The 15,775-nt window shown below is 70.2% G+C and carries 16 protein-coding genes and 2 pseudogenes; 10 read left to right on the forward strand and 8 right to left on the reverse strand.

The window, feature by feature from the left end:
- Positions 1 to 97: 97 nt before the first annotated feature.
- Positions 98 to 727 (reverse strand): MBL fold metallo-hydrolase, encoded by a 630-nt coding sequence (locus ACFQ7F_RS40430; protein ID WP_383282635.1) that lies wholly within the window; start codon positions 725 to 727, stop codon positions 98 to 100.
- Positions 727 to 1,812 carry an S-(hydroxymethyl)mycothiol dehydrogenase gene (locus tag ACFQ7F_RS40435; protein WP_383282638.1) on the reverse strand — a complete coding sequence of 362 codons (1,086 nt, stop codon included), beginning with the start codon at positions 1,810 to 1,812 and terminating at the stop codon, positions 727 to 729. Before ACFQ7F_RS40435 ends, ACFQ7F_RS40430 begins: the two co-directional genes overlap by 1 nt.
- 176 nt (positions 1,813 to 1,988) lie before the next feature.
- On the opposite strand from ACFQ7F_RS40435, the gene ACFQ7F_RS40440 reads away from it, so the two are divergent.
- Positions 1,989 to 2,771, forward strand: coding sequence for an ABC transporter permease (locus tag ACFQ7F_RS40440; protein ID WP_383282641.1), 783 nt, complete (start codon positions 1,989 to 1,991; stop codon positions 2,769 to 2,771).
- A gap of 30 nt (positions 2,772 to 2,801) precedes the next feature.
- Here the strand turns inward: ACFQ7F_RS40440 and ACFQ7F_RS40445 are convergent, their stop codons facing one another.
- Positions 2,802 to 3,167, reverse strand: a complete 366-nt coding sequence (locus tag ACFQ7F_RS40445) for a hypothetical protein (RefSeq protein ID WP_383282644.1) — start codon at positions 3,165 to 3,167, stop codon at positions 2,802 to 2,804.
- Positions 3,168 to 3,559: 392 nt separating this feature from the next.
- On the opposite strand from ACFQ7F_RS40445, the gene ACFQ7F_RS40450 reads away from it, so the two are divergent.
- From ACFQ7F_RS40450 to ACFQ7F_RS40460, 3 genes are all read left to right on the forward strand, one after another.
- Entirely contained in the window at positions 3,560 to 4,381 is an 822-nt protein-coding gene (locus ACFQ7F_RS40450) for an SDR family oxidoreductase (protein ID WP_383282646.1), read from the forward strand.
- A gap of 32 nt (positions 4,382 to 4,413) precedes the next feature.
- The gene (locus ACFQ7F_RS40455; RefSeq protein WP_383282649.1) at positions 4,414 to 5,307 is read left to right on the forward strand and encodes a helix-turn-helix transcriptional regulator; all 894 of its coding nucleotides are present in this window, start codon (positions 4,414 to 4,416) and stop codon (positions 5,305 to 5,307) included.
- A gap of 644 nt (positions 5,308 to 5,951) precedes the next feature.
- Positions 5,952 to 6,443, forward strand: a complete 492-nt coding sequence (locus ACFQ7F_RS40460) for a glutathione peroxidase (protein WP_383282652.1) — start codon at positions 5,952 to 5,954, stop codon at positions 6,441 to 6,443.
- Positions 6,444 to 6,534: 91 nt separating this feature from the next.
- On the opposite strand, the pseudogene ACFQ7F_RS40465 reads toward ACFQ7F_RS40460, so the two are convergent.
- Positions 6,535 to 6,693: pseudogene (locus ACFQ7F_RS40465) on the reverse strand (polyketide cyclase /reductase); the annotation flags it as partial.
- A 4-nt stretch (positions 6,694 to 6,697) separates the two neighbouring features.
- Here ACFQ7F_RS40465 and ACFQ7F_RS40470 point away from each other — a divergent pair.
- A pseudogene (locus tag ACFQ7F_RS40470) lies at positions 6,698 to 6,976 on the forward strand (TetR-like C-terminal domain-containing protein); the annotation flags it as partial.
- Here ACFQ7F_RS40470 and ACFQ7F_RS40475 read toward each other — a convergent pair.
- The gene (locus ACFQ7F_RS40475; protein WP_383282655.1) at positions 6,973 to 7,863 is read right to left on the reverse strand and encodes a helix-turn-helix domain-containing protein; all 891 of its coding nucleotides are present in this window, start codon (positions 7,861 to 7,863) and stop codon (positions 6,973 to 6,975) included. The pseudogene ACFQ7F_RS40470 and the gene ACFQ7F_RS40475 overlap by 4 nt on opposite strands.
- A gap of 98 nt (positions 7,864 to 7,961) precedes the next feature.
- Here ACFQ7F_RS40475 and ACFQ7F_RS40480 point away from each other — a divergent pair, with 98 nt between their 5' ends.
- Entirely contained in the window at positions 7,962 to 8,741 is a 780-nt protein-coding gene (locus tag ACFQ7F_RS40480; protein ID WP_383282658.1) for an NAD(P)H-dependent oxidoreductase, read from the forward strand.
- A gap of 98 nt (positions 8,742 to 8,839) precedes the next feature.
- Here ACFQ7F_RS40480 and ACFQ7F_RS40485 read toward each other — a convergent pair whose 3' ends face one another.
- The gene (locus ACFQ7F_RS40485; protein WP_383282661.1) at positions 8,840 to 9,553 is read right to left on the reverse strand and encodes a restriction endonuclease; all 714 of its coding nucleotides are present in this window, start codon (positions 9,551 to 9,553) and stop codon (positions 8,840 to 8,842) included.
- Positions 9,554 to 9,702: 149 nt separating this feature from the next.
- On the opposite strand from ACFQ7F_RS40485, the gene ACFQ7F_RS40490 reads away from it, so the two are divergent.
- Complete coding sequence (locus tag ACFQ7F_RS40490; RefSeq protein WP_383282663.1) at positions 9,703 to 10,896, forward strand: D-alanyl-D-alanine carboxypeptidase family protein; 1,194 nt, start codon at positions 9,703 to 9,705, stop codon at positions 10,894 to 10,896.
- Here ACFQ7F_RS40490 and ACFQ7F_RS40495 read toward each other — a convergent pair.
- Both ACFQ7F_RS40495 and ACFQ7F_RS40500 read right to left on the reverse strand, forming a co-directional pair.
- Positions 10,872 to 11,606 carry a siderophore-interacting protein gene (locus ACFQ7F_RS40495; RefSeq protein WP_383282666.1) on the reverse strand — a complete coding sequence of 245 codons (735 nt, stop codon included), beginning with the start codon at positions 11,604 to 11,606 and terminating at the stop codon, positions 10,872 to 10,874. The two genes, ACFQ7F_RS40490 and ACFQ7F_RS40495, sit on opposite strands and share 25 nt — an antisense overlap.
- Positions 11,607 to 11,714: 108 nt before the next feature.
- Positions 11,715 to 12,128, reverse strand: a complete 414-nt coding sequence (locus tag ACFQ7F_RS40500; RefSeq protein ID WP_383282669.1) for an SsgA family sporulation/cell division regulator — start codon at positions 12,126 to 12,128, stop codon at positions 11,715 to 11,717.
- A 220-nt stretch (positions 12,129 to 12,348) separates the two neighbouring features.
- On the opposite strand from ACFQ7F_RS40500, the gene ACFQ7F_RS40505 reads away from it, so the two are divergent.
- From ACFQ7F_RS40505 to ACFQ7F_RS40515, 3 genes are all read left to right on the forward strand, one after another.
- Positions 12,349 to 13,890, forward strand: coding sequence for an ATP-dependent DNA ligase (locus ACFQ7F_RS40505; RefSeq protein ID WP_383282672.1), 1,542 nt, complete (start codon positions 12,349 to 12,351; stop codon positions 13,888 to 13,890).
- A 108-nt stretch (positions 13,891 to 13,998) separates the two neighbouring features.
- Positions 13,999 to 14,484 (forward strand): cation:proton antiporter regulatory subunit, encoded by a 486-nt coding sequence (locus tag ACFQ7F_RS40510; RefSeq protein ID WP_383282674.1) that lies wholly within the window; start codon positions 13,999 to 14,001, stop codon positions 14,482 to 14,484.
- Positions 14,485 to 14,488: 4 nt separating this feature from the next.
- Positions 14,489 to 15,775, forward strand: a 1,287-nt coding sequence (locus ACFQ7F_RS40515; RefSeq protein ID WP_383282677.1) for a cation:proton antiporter, incomplete at its 3' end; no start/stop codon positions are given.

The following is a 15,775-nucleotide window of genomic DNA, read 5'->3' on the forward strand; positions in this document are numbered from 1 at the left end:
ACGCGGGGCCTTTCGCGTACGCCGGGCAGGACCCCGGCCACGTACGTCAGTTGATGTCGCTCACATCTGCTGATGTCGCTTACGTCAGTTTTCGCGGTCAGTGTCCGCGGGCGATCCACTCCTCCAGGTGCGGCGCCTCCGCGCCCACCGTCGTGCTCTCGCCGTGTCCGGTCCGCACCACCGTCTCCGGGGGCAGCGTCAGGAGCCGGTCCCTGATTGAGTCGACGATCGTCGGGAAGTCACTGAACGACCTGCCTGTCGCTCCAGGGCCGCCGGCGAAGAGCGTGTCGCCGGTGAAGACCGTGCCCAGGGCGGGCGCGTGGAGGCTGACGGCACCCAGGCAGTGGCCCGGGGTGTGCAGCACCTTCAACTCCACTCCCGCCACGGTGAGTTCCTGCCCGTCGGACAGCTCGCCGTCGGGGGCACGGTCGGGGTGGGTCTGCTTCCACAGCTCCGCGTCGGCGGGGTGCAGCAGGATCGGCGCGCCGGTGCGGGCCGCGAGTGCGGGGGCCGCGTCGATGTGGTCGTCGTGGGCGTGCGTGCACACGATCGCGACGACCCGGCGCTCCCCGACCACGGCCGCGATGGCGTCCGCGTCGTGCGCGGCGTCGATGACGACGACCTCGCTGTCGTCCCCCACGATCCATACGTTGTTGTCGACGTCCCAGGTGCCTCCGTCGAGGGAGAACGTGCCCGAGGTGACCAGGTGGTCGATGCGCGCCGCCATCAGAAGACCACCACCGAACGCAGGACATCCCCGTGGTGCATCCGCTCGAACGCCTTCTCCACGTCCGCAAGGGCGATCGTCTCCGTGACGAACGCGTCCAGGTCGAGCCGCCCCTGCTGGTAGAGGTCGATGAGCATCGGGAAATCGCGTGAGGGCAGACAGTCCCCGTACCAGCTCGACTTGAGCGCGCCGCCGCGCCCGAAGACGTCGAGGAGCGGCAGATCGATGCGCATCTCGGGTGTCGGCACGCCGACCAGGACGACCGTGCCCGCCAGGTCGCGTGCGTAGAAGGCCTGTTCGTACGTCTCCGGGCGGCCGACCGCCTCGATGACGACGTCGGCCCCGTTGCCGTCGGTCAGCTCGCGGATCGCCTCGATCGGGTCCGCCGCACGGGAGTTGACGGTGTGCGTGGCGCCGAGGCTCTTGGCCGTCTGAAGCTTCGCGTCGTCGATGTCCACGGCGATGACCTTCGCGGCTCCGGCGAGCCGCGCGCCCACTACCGCCGCGTTGCCGACGCCGCCGCAGCCGATGACGGCGACCGAGTCGCCGCGGCCGACGTTGCCGGTGTTGATGGCGGCGCCGATACCGGCCATGACTCCGCAGCCGAGGAGTCCCGCCGCCGCGGGCGACGCGGCCGGGTCGACCTTGGTGCACTGCCCGGCGGCGACGAGGGTCTTCTCCGCGAAGGCGCCGATGCCGAGCGCGGGCGAGAGCTCGGTGCCGTCCGTGAGCGTCATCTTCTGCTTGGCGTTGTGCGTGTCGAAGCAGTACTGGGGGCGGCCACGCTTGCACGCGCGGCACTGGCCGCACACCGCACGCCAGTTGAGGATCACGTAGTCGCCGGGGGCGACCTCCGTGACACCGTCGCCGACCGACTCGACGATGCCCGCCGCCTCATGGCCGAGAAGGAAGGGGAACTCGTCGTTGATGCCGCCCTCGCGGTAGTGCAGGTCGGTATGACAGACCCCGCAGGCCTGCACCTTCACCACGGCTTCCCCGGGCCCCGGGTCCGGCACGACGATCGTCTCGATCCGTACCGGCTCGCCCTTCGCGCGCGCGATCACGCCCTGTACCTGCTGCGCCATGAGGTCAGCCCTTCTTTCTTCCGGCGTCACTTGCTCGTCCGGCATCGCCTGTTCTTCCCGTAATCCTCACAGACCGGGCCCGTCGGCGACGACCCCGGACACCGAGTTCCGATCATCGGTTCCGCCCTCGGGCTAACCGGGTTCTGCCTTGCCCTGCGCCGCTCTAGGGTGAACGCGTGCGCGATCTCGCCGCTCAGGCTCTGCTACCGGTCAACGCGACACTCGGGGTGGCGCTCCTCGTGCTACTCCTCGCCGCTGCCACGACAGCCGCCGTGTTCCGCCTCTCCCCCGACGGCTCGTACGGCAAGGCGCGGGAGATCCTCGTGGCCGGGGTGCGGGCGGCCGCGCAGCTGGGTGTGGTGTCCCTGGTCATCGGCTGGGTGATCCACCACATCGTGGCGCTCTTCGCCTTCCTGCTCCTGATGTTCGCGGTCGCCGCGCGCACCGCGGGGCGCCGCATCACCGCCAACGGCAGCTGGTGGTGGGCGGCGCTGCCGATCGCGGGCCCCGTCGTACCCGTGGTGGCCTGCCTGACCCTGGCCGGGCTCCTTCCGGTGCGCGGCATCGCCATGATCCCCGTGACCGGCATCCTGATCGGCGGCGCGCTGACGGCGACGGTGCTCGGCGGACGCCGGGCTCTCGACGAGCTCCATTCCCGCAAGGGCGAGTTCGAGGCGGGCCTGGCCATCGGCCTGCTCGAACGGGACGCCCGCCTGGAGCTGATCCGCCCCGCCGCGTCGGACGCCCTGCTGCCCGGCCTGGACCAGACCCGCACGGTGGGCCTTGTCACGCTGCCCGGAGCCTTCGTCGGCATGCTCCTGGGCGGCGCATCCCCCGTCCTCGCGGGCGCGGTCCAGCTGTTCGTCCTGATCGCCCTCATGGCGGTCCAGGCGATAGCGGTGGCCGTGACGGTCGAGCTGGTCGCCTACGGCCGCCTGAACCGGACGGCACCGGAGTGATGGGCGGGGCCTCTGAGCGCAGGCACCGAATCAGCGGATGGTGTCGTCGATGTCCACGTAGGCGGCCTGGTCCGCGCCGGGCAGCAGCGGGGTGTGACGGGCCAGTTCGTGCAGGAACCGGCGGGCCACGGCGTGCAGTTGCTTCACATGCCCGTGGGTGGAGGAGCGCAGGAGCGACCCCAGCGTGGACGGGGCCCGCACTCCGGAGAACAGGCGGCCCATCGCACCGTGCCGCCGCCGGTCCATGTCGTCGATGCTGTCGGCGCCCGCGGCCATGCCGCCCACCAGCGACATCAGTTTCGCCGCAGGGAAGGCGCCGATGCCGTCCTTCGAGTCGGGCAGCCGGACGTGCTCGCCGGCCAGCTTGGGCAGACCGCACCGCTCGGCCAGCCGCACCACCGGCTCCAGCCGGCTCCAGCCCGCCGTACGCGATCAGGTTCGGATCATCGAACGCGGATGAGACCGCCGCCGCGGCACGGGAACTTTGCATCTCGGAAGTGCCTTGTCGATCGTGCCTGATGTGGTCCTAGAAAAACCCCGTCATCGCAGGCCGCAAGGCACTTCTTCGTTTCTGGGTGAACCATCCACCGGCATCAAGCCGGTGGATCCGGACTCAGCGCACCAGGAAAGGGGGGTTCTGACAGTACCTGTATCACCAGGGTCTCCCCGATGTGCACAACGCCTGTCAACCTGGCGTGGGTCCTCCATCAGCTCAATTCAGCTGCTGCCCCGAATGCGTGACCGTGTCGGCGCATTCCGACACGACAGAAGGAACGGAACAGATACCAATGACGGACAACCAATTCACCACTCACACAGAACTTTTCGATCTGAGTGGGAAGTCCGCACTTGTCACTGGCGGCACCAAGGGCATTGGGATGATGATTGCGCGCGGCCTTCTCCAGGCGGGCGCCCGCGTCGTCATCAGCTCACGCAATGCGGACACGTGCGCGGAGGCACAGCAGCTGCTATCCGAATTCGGCGACGTCCAAGCAATTCCCGCCGACCTGTCCAGGCACGACGAGTGCCAGCGCCTCGCTGATCTTGTCATGGCCGACTCGGAACGCCTGGACATCCTCGTCAACAACGCGGGAGCGATGCGTAGCGAGCCGCTGGAGACGTTCCCGGACGAGGCCTGGGATGCGGTGCTCGACCTCAACCTCAAGTCGCCGTTCTGGCTGGTGCAGGCACTGCTTCCCGCACTTCGCAGGGCGGGAACCGCCGATGATCCGGCACGGATCATCAACATCGGCAGTATCGCCGCCATCCACGTCGCCCAGGCGCCCACCTACTCGTACGCCAGCAGCAAAGCGGCTCTCCATCAGCTCACCAGAGTGCTTGCCCGGGAGCTGGGCCCACAGCACGTCACGGTGAACGCGGTAGCACCGGGAGTCTTCCCGTCGCAGATGATGGGGGCCACGCTCGATGCCATCGGCGACACGATCGCGGCGGCGGCCCCACTGCGCCGGCTCGGCCGCGACGACGACATGGCGGGTGCCGCCGTGTTTCTCGCCAGCCGGGCTGGGTCCTACCTCACGGGCGCCATCATCCCGGTAGATGGCGGCACCGCGACGACTGCAACGGGTACCCCCCCTGTCATGGGCCACTGACCAGTACGGCTGAACGGGCCTAGGGTAGGGGGATGGCCACGATGGATCCACGCACCGAGATCCGGGAATTTCTCAGCTCGCGTCGCGCCCGCATCGCACCCGAGCAGGCGGGCCTGCCCGCTTACGGCGGCAACCGTCGGGTCAAAGGTCTGCGCCGCGAGGAGGTCGCGCTGCTCGCGGGGGTATCGGTCGACTACTACGTGCGCATGGAGCGCGGCAGCCTCGCCGGTGCCTCCGACGGAGTGCTCGACGCGTTGGCCTCTGCCCTGCAACTCGACGAGGCCGAGCGCGACCACCTGTTCCACCTCGCGCGCCAATCGAGGGCGCCCAGCGGCCCACGCCGGCGCAGGCCTGCCGTGGCGGTGCGCTCGACGCTGCAGCAGGTGCTCGACGCGATCTCCGATGCGCCGGCCTGGATCGGTAACGGCCGTTATGACGTGCTCGCCATGAATCAACTCGCTCGCGCGCTGTATTCACCGGTGCTGGCCGATTCGCGACGGCCCGCGAACACAGCGCGGTTCGTCTATCTGAAGCCCGAGGCGGCCAGAGATTTTTTCGTCGATTACGACCAAGTCGCCGGTGCCGTGGCTGCGAAGCTGCGCATGGAAGCCGGCCGCAATCCGCACGACGAGGAGCTGATCGCCCTGGTCGGCGAACTGTCAACGTGCAGTGAGCTATTTCGGCAGCGGTGGGCATCTCAGGACGTGCGGCTGCACCGGTCCGGCCGTAAGCGTATGCACCATCCGGCCGTGGGCCAGCTCGACTTGGACGTCGAGTCCTTGGAACTCCCCGCCGAACCCGGCCTGCACCTCAACATCTACACCGCACCCGCGGGCACACCGACCGCTGACAATTTGGCGCTCTTGGCGTCGTGGGCGGCCACCCAACAGACGCTGGCGACCGAGCTCGAAGCACACAACGGATAGTCCAACCCCTTCAGCCGTACTAGGGTCCGTTTCCCCGACCAGCGCGGGCAGACCGCACCGCTCGGCCAGGCGCACCACCGGCTCCAGCCCGCCGTACGCGATCAGGTTCGGGTCATCGAACGCGGATGAGACCGTCGCCGCGGCATAGGAAGATCGCATCTCGGAAGTGTCTTGTCGATCGTGCCTGATGTGGTCCTAGAAAAACCCCGTCATCGCAGGTCGCAAGGCACTTCTTCGTTTCTGGGTGAACCATCTACCGGCATCAAGCCGGGGTGATCCGGACTCAGGCCTTGGGCGCCATTCGCGTCCGGCGGAACGTTGAAGGAGTCGACCGCGTAAAAGCCGCGCACATGGGCCCGCCCGCGTACGACCTGCACCACGTGGCCTGCCTCGAAGCACGGGGCGACGATGCCGCTGGACTCCAACTGCGAGCGAGACGTTTCGGAAACCCCTGGCCCGCAAGCACGGCATCGAGCCGCCCATGGTGGTCACCTCTCTGTGATGTGGAACCGCGGTGCGCATCGACATGTCAGGTGCGGGCCGCGGGCATGAGCAGGGCGCCCGCGGCCGGATGGGCGGGGGCGTCTTGCGTGTACTGGTGGGCGTGATGCGACGCGCGGCTGACGGAGCGTAGGCTCCGGATCATGTCTGTCTACGAAGATGCAGAGATCGGCGCCCTCCAGGGCGGCTCGGCCGACCTGGGCCAGTACCTGGGCAAGGCCGTCCTGATCGTCAATGTCGCCTCCAAATGCGGTCTCACCCCGCAGTACGGTGGCCTCGAGCGCCTGCACGAGCAGTACGCGGCCCGTGGCTTCACCGTCCTCGGCGTGCCCTGCAACCAGTTCATGGGCCAGGAGCCGGGTACGTCGGAGGAGATCGCCGAGTTCTGCTCGGCGACGTACGGCGTGACGTTCCCGATGACCGAGAAGGTCGACGTGAACGGCGATGACCGGCACGCGCTGTACAAGAACCTCGTGGGCACGGCGGACGCCGAGGGACACACCGGCGACATCCGCTGGAACTTCGAGAAGTTCCTGACGAACGCGGACGGCGACGTGGTGGCGCGGTTCGGCCCGAAGACCGAGCCGGACGCTCCCGAGGTCATCGCCGCGATCGAGGCGAACCTGCCGAAGTAACCCGGGCGCACCGACAAGGCGCGGCACCGGGCAACCGCCGGTGTGCCGCGCCTTTGTCGTCCGCCCGCAAGGCGTGGGCCTGGTGCCTGGTTCAGTGGTGCTGGTGGTGGCCTGCGCGGGCTTCCGCCGTGGTCTTCAGGGCACTCAGCCACCCTTCGAGGCCCTCGCTGAGGATCTCGGTCGCGGCGGGAACGTCCGCCTCGACCTGCTCTCCGGCGTGGGTCTCCTCGGTGCGCACGAGGACTCCGCCCTAACTGGCGCACGTAGTGCGCGACTGGGCACTGGAAGACCCGCAGCGGTACTTCCTCATCTACGGCACCCCCGTCCCCGGCTACCACGCACCCGAGGACATCACCGGCATCTCCAACGAGATCATGACGACGCTGCTCGACGCCTCCACGGCCCTCGCCCCGGACAGCACCGCGTCAGCGTTCGCCACCCACCTGGAGCTCTCGGGCCACTTCGGCGGAATGGGTTTCGACCCGGCTCTTCTCTTCGCGGCGGAACTGGACGACCTGCTGGCCGAGTCCTAGGTCAGGCCCTGGGCCAGACCCGCGAGGGCGACAGCCTCCGCGCTGCCCTCCACGGCGCTGAACACGTGCACCACGAGCCCCGTCTCACCGGGCGCGGCCGGCACGTGCAAGGTCTCGAAGTCCAGGGTCAGCTGCCCGGCCGCCGGGTGCCGCAGCTGCTTGCGGCCCGCCGCGCACATCACGACCTCGCCGCTGTCCCAGATTCTCCGGAACTCGGCGCTGTGCGCGGCCAGTTCGGCGATGAGCGCCGCAAGATCCGCGTCCTCGGGATAACGCCCCGCCGCCACCCGCAGCTGACCCACGGCCTCCGCCGCCCTGTCCTCCCACTCGGGGAACACAGCGCGTGAGGCGGGGTCGAGGAAGAGGAACCTCGCGTTGTTCCGGTCGCGGCGCCGCGGTTCACCCAGACCGCCCATCAGCTCGGCGCCGATGGTGTTCCAGGCCACCACGTCGAGGCGGTGGTCCGTCGCGAAGGCCGGGAAGTCGGCCATGGAGTCCAGGATCCGCCGCAGCAGAGGGCTGACCCGGGCCGTGGGCGCGGGATCGCGCCGGGCGGCGACCAGGGTCGCCAGGTGCCCGCGCTCCGCCGCGTCGAGGCCGAGCGCCCCGGCGAGCGCGTCGAGCACCTCGGGGGACGGCTGGGTGGCGCGGCCCTGTTCGAGGCGTACGTAGTAGTCCACGCTGATCCCGGCGAGCTGGGCCAACTCCTCGCGGCGCAGCCCGCGCACGCGACGGCGACGGCCGCCGGCGATCCCGACGTGCTCCGGCGCGACGCGCCCCCGGCGGGCGCGCAGAAAACCGCCGAGTGCCCGCCGGGTGTCGCCGATCCGCTCGCCGAGACCGCCGCCGATCCCGTCGGTGTGCGTCGATTGGTCCGTGCCTTCCATGGGGTCAATTATGCGTGGCCCCGCCAGTACCAGGATTGCCGTTCCGACGGTTGAACAGGGTTCTGGCTACCCTCCCCGGCCCGGGAGAACGTGGCGTCATGAACCACCAGAAGAAGATCCTCGTCGTAAGCGCCCATCCGGAATCCCGTTCGCTCAACGCATCGCTGGCCGCCTTCGCCGTGGAGGAGCTGCGCGCGGCCGGACACGAGGTACAGGTCTCCGACCTCTACGCGATGAAGTGGAAGGCGACGGTGGACGCCGACGACTTCCCCGGCCACACCGCGGACCGGCGACTGCACGTGATGGCCGCCTCCGAGCGGGACACGCTGGCGCAGCGCCTCTCCCCCGACATCGCGGCGGAGCAGGAGAAGGTGCGCTGGGCGGACGCGGTGATCCTGCAGTTCCCGATGTGGTGGTTCTCGGCGCCCGCGATCCTGAAGGGCTGGATCGACCGGGTGTTCACCGCCGGGTTCGGCTACGGCCCCGCTCTCCCGCCGCCCTACAGCGAGGGCGCCTTGGCGGGACGGCGCGCCCTGGTGTCGGTGACGGTCGGCGCCCGGGAGTCTTCGTTCACCGACCGGGGCATCCACGGCCGCATCGCGGATGTCCTGTACCCCGTGCAGCACGGACTGTTCTGGTTCACCGGCATGGCGCCGCTCGAACCCTTCGTGGTGTACGACTCGAACGACCTGCCGGAGGATCGGTTCGCGGCGGCCGAGCAGGCGTACGCGCGTCGGCTCGACGGGCTCTTCACGGATGATCCTGTGCCGTTCCGGTCGCTCGTCGGCGGCGATTACGACCACGACATGCGGCTGCTGGCGGGCGTGGAGGCGCTGGGGACGAGCGGCCCCGACCTCCACGTCCGGCCGCGCGGCTGAGCGGCGGCGTCCCGCGAAGGCGACCGCGTCCGATTCACCCACGCGGCGCACGCGCGGGGCGGACGCCCCAGGACCCGCTCGATGTCGTTCATCCACGCCTATCCGTACGTCTTCTTCCAGCGCACCCGATGCCGGTTGTCCCCCTGGCCCGCGCCGCTGACGCCGAGCAGCGACTCCAGCGCGGCCCCGCTGTTCCACAGGCCCACGTGGTCGCGGTGCACGGTGCCGATGCCGTTCCCGGCCGCGAAGGTCTGGGCGGGGCGGCTGAACCGCGCGGTCGTCACGCAGATCGCCACGTCCGCCCCGAAGTGCACGCGGGATCCCAGGAGATCGCGCAGGTCACGGCTGGCGACGGTGCGGCTCGGTGCGTACCGCTTGCACTGGATGATCATGCTCCGGCCGTCCGGGAGCCGCCCGACCACATCGGCTCCGTTGTCCCCCGCACCGCCCACTCGGCGTACTTCCGTACACCCGTCCCTTCGACAGAGTGCGGCGACCAGCTCCTCGAACGCGGTGCCGGTCATCACGTCCACCTCGGCGAGCGTCCGATGCCCCGCCCGTACCGCGTCCTCCCGCCGCCAGGCCCGATCGCGGCCGCGTACCGCGCGGTCCGTGTGCCACAGCCACCACGCCACGGACCCCAGGACGCCGAGGACCAACGCCCCTGCCACGTAGGGCCGAAGGACCGGCCAGATCAGCATCAGCTGCAGGAGCAGCGCAGCGCCGCACACCGCCACCGGCTTCCAGGTCGTCCTGCGCCGCTTCCGCCCCGCCCTACCTCGCCCCTGCCTCTGCCCCCGTCGAGTGGTCATCAGAGCCTCCTCCGCCGCCCTTGCTCAGCAGTGTGGGCGGGGACGGCGGGTTCGGGAAGAGCGCACGCGGACACGGTCGGCGGCCACCGGTACATCCAGCCGGACCAAGCTGACCTGCGGGCTTCGGGCCGCGCTCATACCGTGGCTGAATGGTCATCAGGTACCTCCCGCGCTCCTCATCCGTCCGCACCACGGCCCTCGCGGTCGCCGCCCTGGTCCTCCTGCCCACGCCCTTCTCGGCCGCGGCGGCCGAGCCCACGCCGCCCAAGCCGGGCCCCGCGTACTCCTCGGACCTCCTCGACCGGCAGGGCGTCCAGGCCCGTCCTGGCGCCGGTGCCCCGGCCGTGCCGGGCGACGTCTCCGCGCTCTCCTGGCTGGTGGCCGACGCCCGTTCGGGCGAAGTCCTCGCCGCCCACAACGCGCACCGCCAACTGCCGCCCGCCTCCACCCTGAAGTCGCTCTTCGCCCTCACCGCGCTGCCGCATCTGGATGCCGTCTCCCGGCACAAGGTCACCCAGAGCGACCTCTCCGGCATCGGTGACGGCAGCAGCCTGGTGGGGGTCGAGGCGGGGCACAGCTACCGCATCGCCGATCTGTGGCGCGGCGTGTTCCTCAGCTCCGGCAACGACGCCGTGCACGTGCTCGCCAAACTCAACGGCGGCTGGCAGCAGACCGTCCGCCAGATGCGCGCCAAGGCCCGCGCGCTGGGCGCACGCGACACGCATGTGGTCTCTCCCGACGGTTACGACGCGCCGGGGCAGGTCTCATCGGCGTACGACCTCGCGGTCTTCGGCCGGGCGGGGCTCGCGGATCCGGAGTTCGCCCGCTACTGCTCGACCTCGGTCGCCAAGTTCCCGAACGGCGGCTGGTCCTACCCCATCCAGAACACCAACCGCCTGCTCACCGGAGCCGACGGCGTGGCCGGCTACCCCGGCCTGCTCGGCATCAAGAACGGCTACACGAGCCACGCGGGCAACACCCTCATCAGCGCGGCGCAGCGCGGCGGCCGCACCCTCGTCGTGTCGGTGATGAATCCTCAGGCGAGCGGCGGATACCGCGTGTACGAGGAGACCAGGTCGCTCCTCGACTGGGGGTTCAAGGCCGCGGGTCACGTCAGGCCGGTGGGTTCGCTGGTCCCCGAGAGCGAGAAGGCGGGCACGGTGCGAGGTCCTGCTCCCGCTGCCGAGCTCGCCGTCCGTTCGGTCGAGGCCGACGGCTCGGACTGGACCGCGATCCTTCTCGTCGCCGCGGGTTCGGCGGCCCTGGTGGCCGGTGCGGTGGTGGTGATCCGGCGGCGGGCGCGGCGGGCGGCCCGCGCCTACCGCTTCTCGGGGCGCCAGTAGCCGAGCGCGTGCACGCGGTGCCTCGGGATCGAAAGCTCCTTGCGGACGTACGAGGCGAGGGCCCGGGTCGTCGTCGTGTCGCAGGTGATCCATACGTACACGTCGGCGGAGTCCTCGATCAGCGCGGGCAGCGCCGCTCTGACCTCGTCGACGAGGTGGCCGCCCGCGGCACGTCGCTCCACCCGGTGCAGATCGTGCAGGGCCGGGTCGAGGCTCAGGCCGAGATCGTGGTCCGAGGCGTGCTGCGTCTCCAGCCAGAGCGTCGCCGGTACGTCGGGCATGGCGTTCAGGAGCGAGGTGACGGCCGGGAACGCTGCGGTGTCCCCGATCACCACAAGCCGTGCGGGCAGCGGATCGGGCACGTCGAAGCCGGTGCCCTGCAGGGTGGCCTCGATCTTGTCCCCCGGACCGGCCTTGCGCGCCCAGTCGCTCGCGCGGCCGTCGTGCAGGGCGAATTCGAGGCTGAACGTCCCGGCGGCGGGATCGGGGTCCACCAGGGTGTACGCGCGCTGATGATGCCTGCCGTCCGCCCGGTCGAACCACAGGCGCACCCACATCGTCGGATGCACTCCGGTCAGCGCGAGCATGCCGCCGTCCGTGAGGTGCAGGCGCCGGTAGTGCTCGGTGACGTCCTCGGCCCCGGTGACGGTGAACTCGAAGTCCTTGCCGCGGAACAGCTTGAGGACCGCTCCCTCCCAGCCATGACCCATCGGACTCCCCTCCCCTGAGCAGCCGGAAGCCGCTCACCACGATCAAGTTAGGGCAGCCTAACCTAATATCGTGCAGGCGAGTGCGTCCGCGTGTCACGCTCAGGATGCTCAGACGCCGCCGAGCAGGCGGGCGAGGTCCTGATCCAGATCGAGCCCCACCTCCTCACGCCCCACGCCCACGACGGCGTACGCACGGAGCAGGAATCTCCGCAGGACGGATCTGTCGAACTGCACGAGGGCGAGACCCTGCGGCGCGTGGAACTCAAGAACCGTGCGCGCCCGCCCGCAGGGCCAGATGTGCACGTCACCGCTGCCCACGGGGTTGCGGAGACCTTCTTCGAGGAGCTGGCGGGCGAAGATCCAGGTGACCTCCGCACCGTCGAGGGAGGCCTCGGACGGGAAGGTGATCTGGACGGCCAGGGGGTCGGCCGACGCATAGCGCAGGGTCACGGGGAGCGCGCGCTCCCGCCCTTCGGGGGTGATCAGGCGAGCACGGGCGGGCTGCTCAAGGGTGACGGCCATGATCGGACTCCTCTTCTGCCGCAGCTGCCGCTGCTCGCTCTGCTTTCTTCCGTGCCTGTACGAGTCGCCGACGGGGGGTTTCATTACGCGACACGCGGGCCGAATTCTGTGACCTGCGCCACTCCGGCGTTCGAGGGGTGGAGCCCGCGGGGAAGCCCCTGCGCGGGGAAGCCGCTAATAGAGCAGCCACGAAGGGGCGGGAACGGGGAAAGGAAACCTCATGCTCCTAGCCCGCCTGGCCCACGTGTCCGCCACCGTGGCCACCACCCCCGCCCGCTCCCAGAAGATCACCCTCCTCGCCGACCTCTTCCGCTCGGCCACCCCCGCCGACGCCCCCATCGTCATCCCCTACCTCGCGGGCCGGCTCCCCCAGGGGAGGCTGGGTATCGGGTGGAGTCTCCTGAAGGATCCGCCCCCGGCCGCCGTCGAGCCCACCCTCACCGTCCAGGCCACGGACGCCGCACTCACCGCCGTCGGCGCCCTCTCCGGCCAGGGCTCCCAGGCCGAACGCAGGCAGCTCGTAGGGGAGTTGATGGGTGCGGCCACCGTCGAGGAGCAGCGGTTCCTCGTCGGGCTGCTCACCGGCGAGGTCCGGCAGGGCGCCCTCGATGCCATCGCCGTGGAGGGCCTAGCCCGGGCCACGGAGGCCCCACCGGCCGCCGTGCGGCGTGCGGTGATGCTGGCGGGGGCGGTGACCCCCGTCGCCGAGGCCCTCCTCGCGCGGGGGCCGAGCGCCCTGGACGAGTTCCGGCTCAGCGTCGGCCGCCCCGTACTCCCGATGCTCGCGCACGGCGCGGGCTCCGTCACCGAGGGCGTCGGCAAACTGGGCGGGCCGTGCGCCGTCGAGGAGAAGCTGGACGGCATCCGCGTCCAGGTGCACCGCGACGGGGACGAGGTCCGCGTCTACACCCGTACCCTCGACGACATCACCGACCGACTGCCCGAACTGACCGCCGCAGCAAGCGAATTGGCGGCTGAGACCTTCATTCTCGACGGTGAGGTCATCGCGCTCGACGACGACGGCAGACCCCGCCCCTTCCAGGAGATCGCGGGGCGCGTCGGATCCCGGGTGGATGTCGCCACCGCCGCCGCCGGGCTCCCCGTCGCTCCCGTCTTCTTCGATGTCCTGTACGCCGGAGGGCAGGATCTCCTCGACCTGCCGTTCGCCGAGCGGCACAGCCACCTGGCGCGGCTCGTCCCCGAGCCGATGCGGGTGCGGCGCACCGTCGTCACCGACCCCGCCGACAAGGAGCAGCTCCGCGCCGCCGAGGAGTTCTTCGCCGACACACTGCGCCGCGGCCATGAAGGTGTCGTGCTCAAGGCCCTGGACGCGCCCTACATCGCCGGTCGCCGCGGGGCGAGCTGGCTGAAGATCAAGCCCGTGCACACCTTGGACCTCGTGGTCCTGGCCGCCGAGTGGGGACACGGGCGGCGCACCGGCAAGCTCTCCAACCTCCACCTGGGGGCCCGGCGCTCCGACGGGACGTACGCCATGCTCGGGAAGACCTTCAAGGGCATGACCGATGTGATGCTCGCCTGGCAGACCGAGCGGCTGCGCGAGCTCACCGTCAGCGACGACGGCTTCCTGGTGACCGTACGTCCGGAGCTCGTCGTCGAGATCGCCTACGACGGGCTGCAGACGTCCACCCGCTACCCGGCCGGCGTCACACTCCGCTTCGCCCGCGTCGTCCGCTACCGCGAGGACAAGTCGCCCACGGAAGCCGATTCCGTCGAGACGGTACTGGCGGAACGTCAACTCTGATCCCGGCGGAGCACCTCTACCACCAAGTTCAGGCAAAGAACGGGCCGATAGGGTGACCTTAACGCCGTATTGACGCCCATCAGCCAATCAGCAACTAGGGGAAGAGCTGTGTCCGCTTCACGTCTCAGCCAGACGCCACTCCCAGGCATCGGCATCAGGTACGACCTGACCACCCGAGAACAGCGCCAGATCTCGGTCGTCGCGCACCGGGACGGCGCGCGCACCCTCAGCGCCTACCGCGCCGACGACCCCGACGAGTGCGCCCTCTCGCTGCGGCTGAGTTCCGGCGAGGCGGACGCGCTGATCGACGCGCTGATGCCCTCGCACCACAGCCCGAACCTCCTGCACACCACCGACCTCGGCCTCGTCGCCGAACGCATCGAAGTCTCCGGCTCCTCGCACTGGAACGGGCGGGTGCTCGGCGAGACCCAGATGCGGACCGAGACCGGCGCCTCCATCGTCGCGGTCCTTCGCAGGGCCGAAGCCATTCCTTCGCCCACGCCCGCCTTCCGCCTCGCCGGTGGGGACACGCTCATCGTGATCGGCACCCGCGAGGGTGTGGAGAGCGCCGCCGCGATACTCGGGCGGGAGTGATTCGATGCACTCCGCAGTCCTTCTGATCGAATTCGGCGCGATCATTCTCGCGCTCGGGCTGCTCGGCAGGTTCGCCGGGCGGTTCCGCTTCTCCCCGATCCCCCTCTATCTTCTCGCCGGGCTCGCGTTCGGCGAGGGCGGTCTGCTGCCGCTCGGCGCCAGTGAGGAGTTCGTCGCGATCGGCGCCGAGATCGGCGTCATCATGCTGCTCCTCATGCTGGGGCTCGAATACACCGCGAGCGATCTGGTCAGCAACCTCAAGACCCAGTACCCGGCCGGCCTCGTCGACATGGGGCTCAACGCCGTGCCGGGCGCGATCGCGGCACTGCTCATGGGGTGGGGTCCGGTGGCGGCCGTGGTCCTCGCGGGTGTCACCTGGATCTCGTCGTCCGGGGTCATCGCGAAGGTTCTGGGCGACCTGGGCCGCCTGGGCAACCGCGAGACGCCCGTCATCCTCAGCATCCTGGTCCTCGAAGACCTGGCCATGGCGGTGTATCTGCCCATCATCACCGCCCTGCTGGCCGGTGTCGGCTGGGCCGCGGGTGGCCTCACCCTGGGCATCGCACTCGGGGCCGCCGGTCTCGTCCTGTTCCTCGCCGTGCGCTACGGCCGCGTGATCTCCCGCTTCGTGTCGAGCGACGACCCCGAGAAGCTGCTCCTCGTCGTCCTCGGTCTGACCATCCTGGTCGCGGGCATCGCGCAGCAGCTCCAGGTCTCCGCCGCCGTGGGGGCGTTCCTGGTCGGTATCGCCCTGTCCGGCGAGGCCGCCGAGGGGGCGCACAGCCTCCTCGCGCCGCTGCGCGACCTGTTCGCCGCCATCTTCTTCGTCTTCTTCGGCCTGCACACGGATCCCGCGAGCATTCCGCCGGTGCTCCTTCCCGCGCTCCTGCTCGCCGTCGTGACGGCGTGCACGAAGATCGCCACCGGATACTTGGCTGCCCGCCGCGCCAAAATCTCCGTCAAGGGACGGTGGCGGGCGGGCGGTGCGCTTGTGGCACGCGGCGAGTTCTCCATCGTCATCGCGGGTCTGGCCGTCACCGCGGGCATCGAGCCGCGACTCGGCCCGCTGGCCACGGCGTACGTCCTGATCCTCGTGATCGTCGGCCCGCTGACCGCACGCTTCGCGCAGCCGGTGGCCGCGCGGGTGAGCGGCGCCGTGTCGCGCCGCCGGGAGGCAGCGGCCACGGTGGCGCTGCCCGCCCCGAGGGAGCCGGAGCGGTCCTCGGAGGAGTCGCTCGACGGCCAGGAGACGAGCGGCCGGTCCAGAGGACCGACGAGTCCTCCGGACCCA

Origin of the sequence: Streptomyces sp. NPDC056486, from assembly GCF_042795295.1 — a bacterium.
Classification (GTDB): domain Bacteria; phylum Actinomycetota; class Actinomycetes; order Streptomycetales; family Streptomycetaceae; genus Streptomyces.

Bases quoted from the DNA above. Each gene is read 5' to 3' on its own strand.
- ACFQ7F_RS40450 (WP_383282646.1), top strand. From the start codon at position 3,560: ATGACGGACAACCAATTCACCACTCACACAGAACTTTTCGATCTGAGT.
- ACFQ7F_RS40500 (WP_383282669.1), bottom strand. From the start codon at position 12,128: ATGGCCGTCACCCTTGAGCAGCCCGCCCGTGCTCGCCTGATCACCCCC.
- ACFQ7F_RS40430 (WP_383282635.1), bottom strand. From the start codon at position 727: ATGGCGGCGCGCATCGACCACCTGGTCACCTCGGGCACGTTCTCCCTC.
- ACFQ7F_RS40460 (WP_383282652.1), top strand. From the start codon at position 5,952: ATGTCTGTCTACGAAGATGCAGAGATCGGCGCCCTCCAGGGCGGCTCG.
- ACFQ7F_RS40485 (WP_383282661.1), bottom strand. From the start codon at position 9,553: ATGACCACTCGACGGGGGCAGAGGCAGGGGCGAGGTAGGGCGGGGCGG.
- ACFQ7F_RS40435 (WP_383282638.1), bottom strand. From the start codon at position 1,812: ATGGCGCAGCAGGTACAGGGCGTGATCGCGCGCGCGAAGGGCGAGCCG.
- ACFQ7F_RS40480 (WP_383282658.1), top strand. From the start codon at position 7,962: ATGAACCACCAGAAGAAGATCCTCGTCGTAAGCGCCCATCCGGAATCC.
- ACFQ7F_RS40475 (WP_383282655.1), bottom strand. From the start codon at position 7,863: ATGGAAGGCACGGACCAATCGACGCACACCGACGGGATCGGCGGCGGT.
- ACFQ7F_RS40490 (WP_383282663.1), top strand. From the start codon at position 9,703: ATGGTCATCAGGTACCTCCCGCGCTCCTCATCCGTCCGCACCACGGCC.
- ACFQ7F_RS40505 (WP_383282672.1), top strand. From the start codon at position 12,349: ATGCTCCTAGCCCGCCTGGCCCACGTGTCCGCCACCGTGGCCACCACC.
- ACFQ7F_RS40495 (WP_383282666.1), bottom strand. From the start codon at position 11,606: ATGGGTCATGGCTGGGAGGGAGCGGTCCTCAAGCTGTTCCGCGGCAAG.
- ACFQ7F_RS40455 (WP_383282649.1), top strand. From the start codon at position 4,414: ATGGCCACGATGGATCCACGCACCGAGATCCGGGAATTTCTCAGCTCG.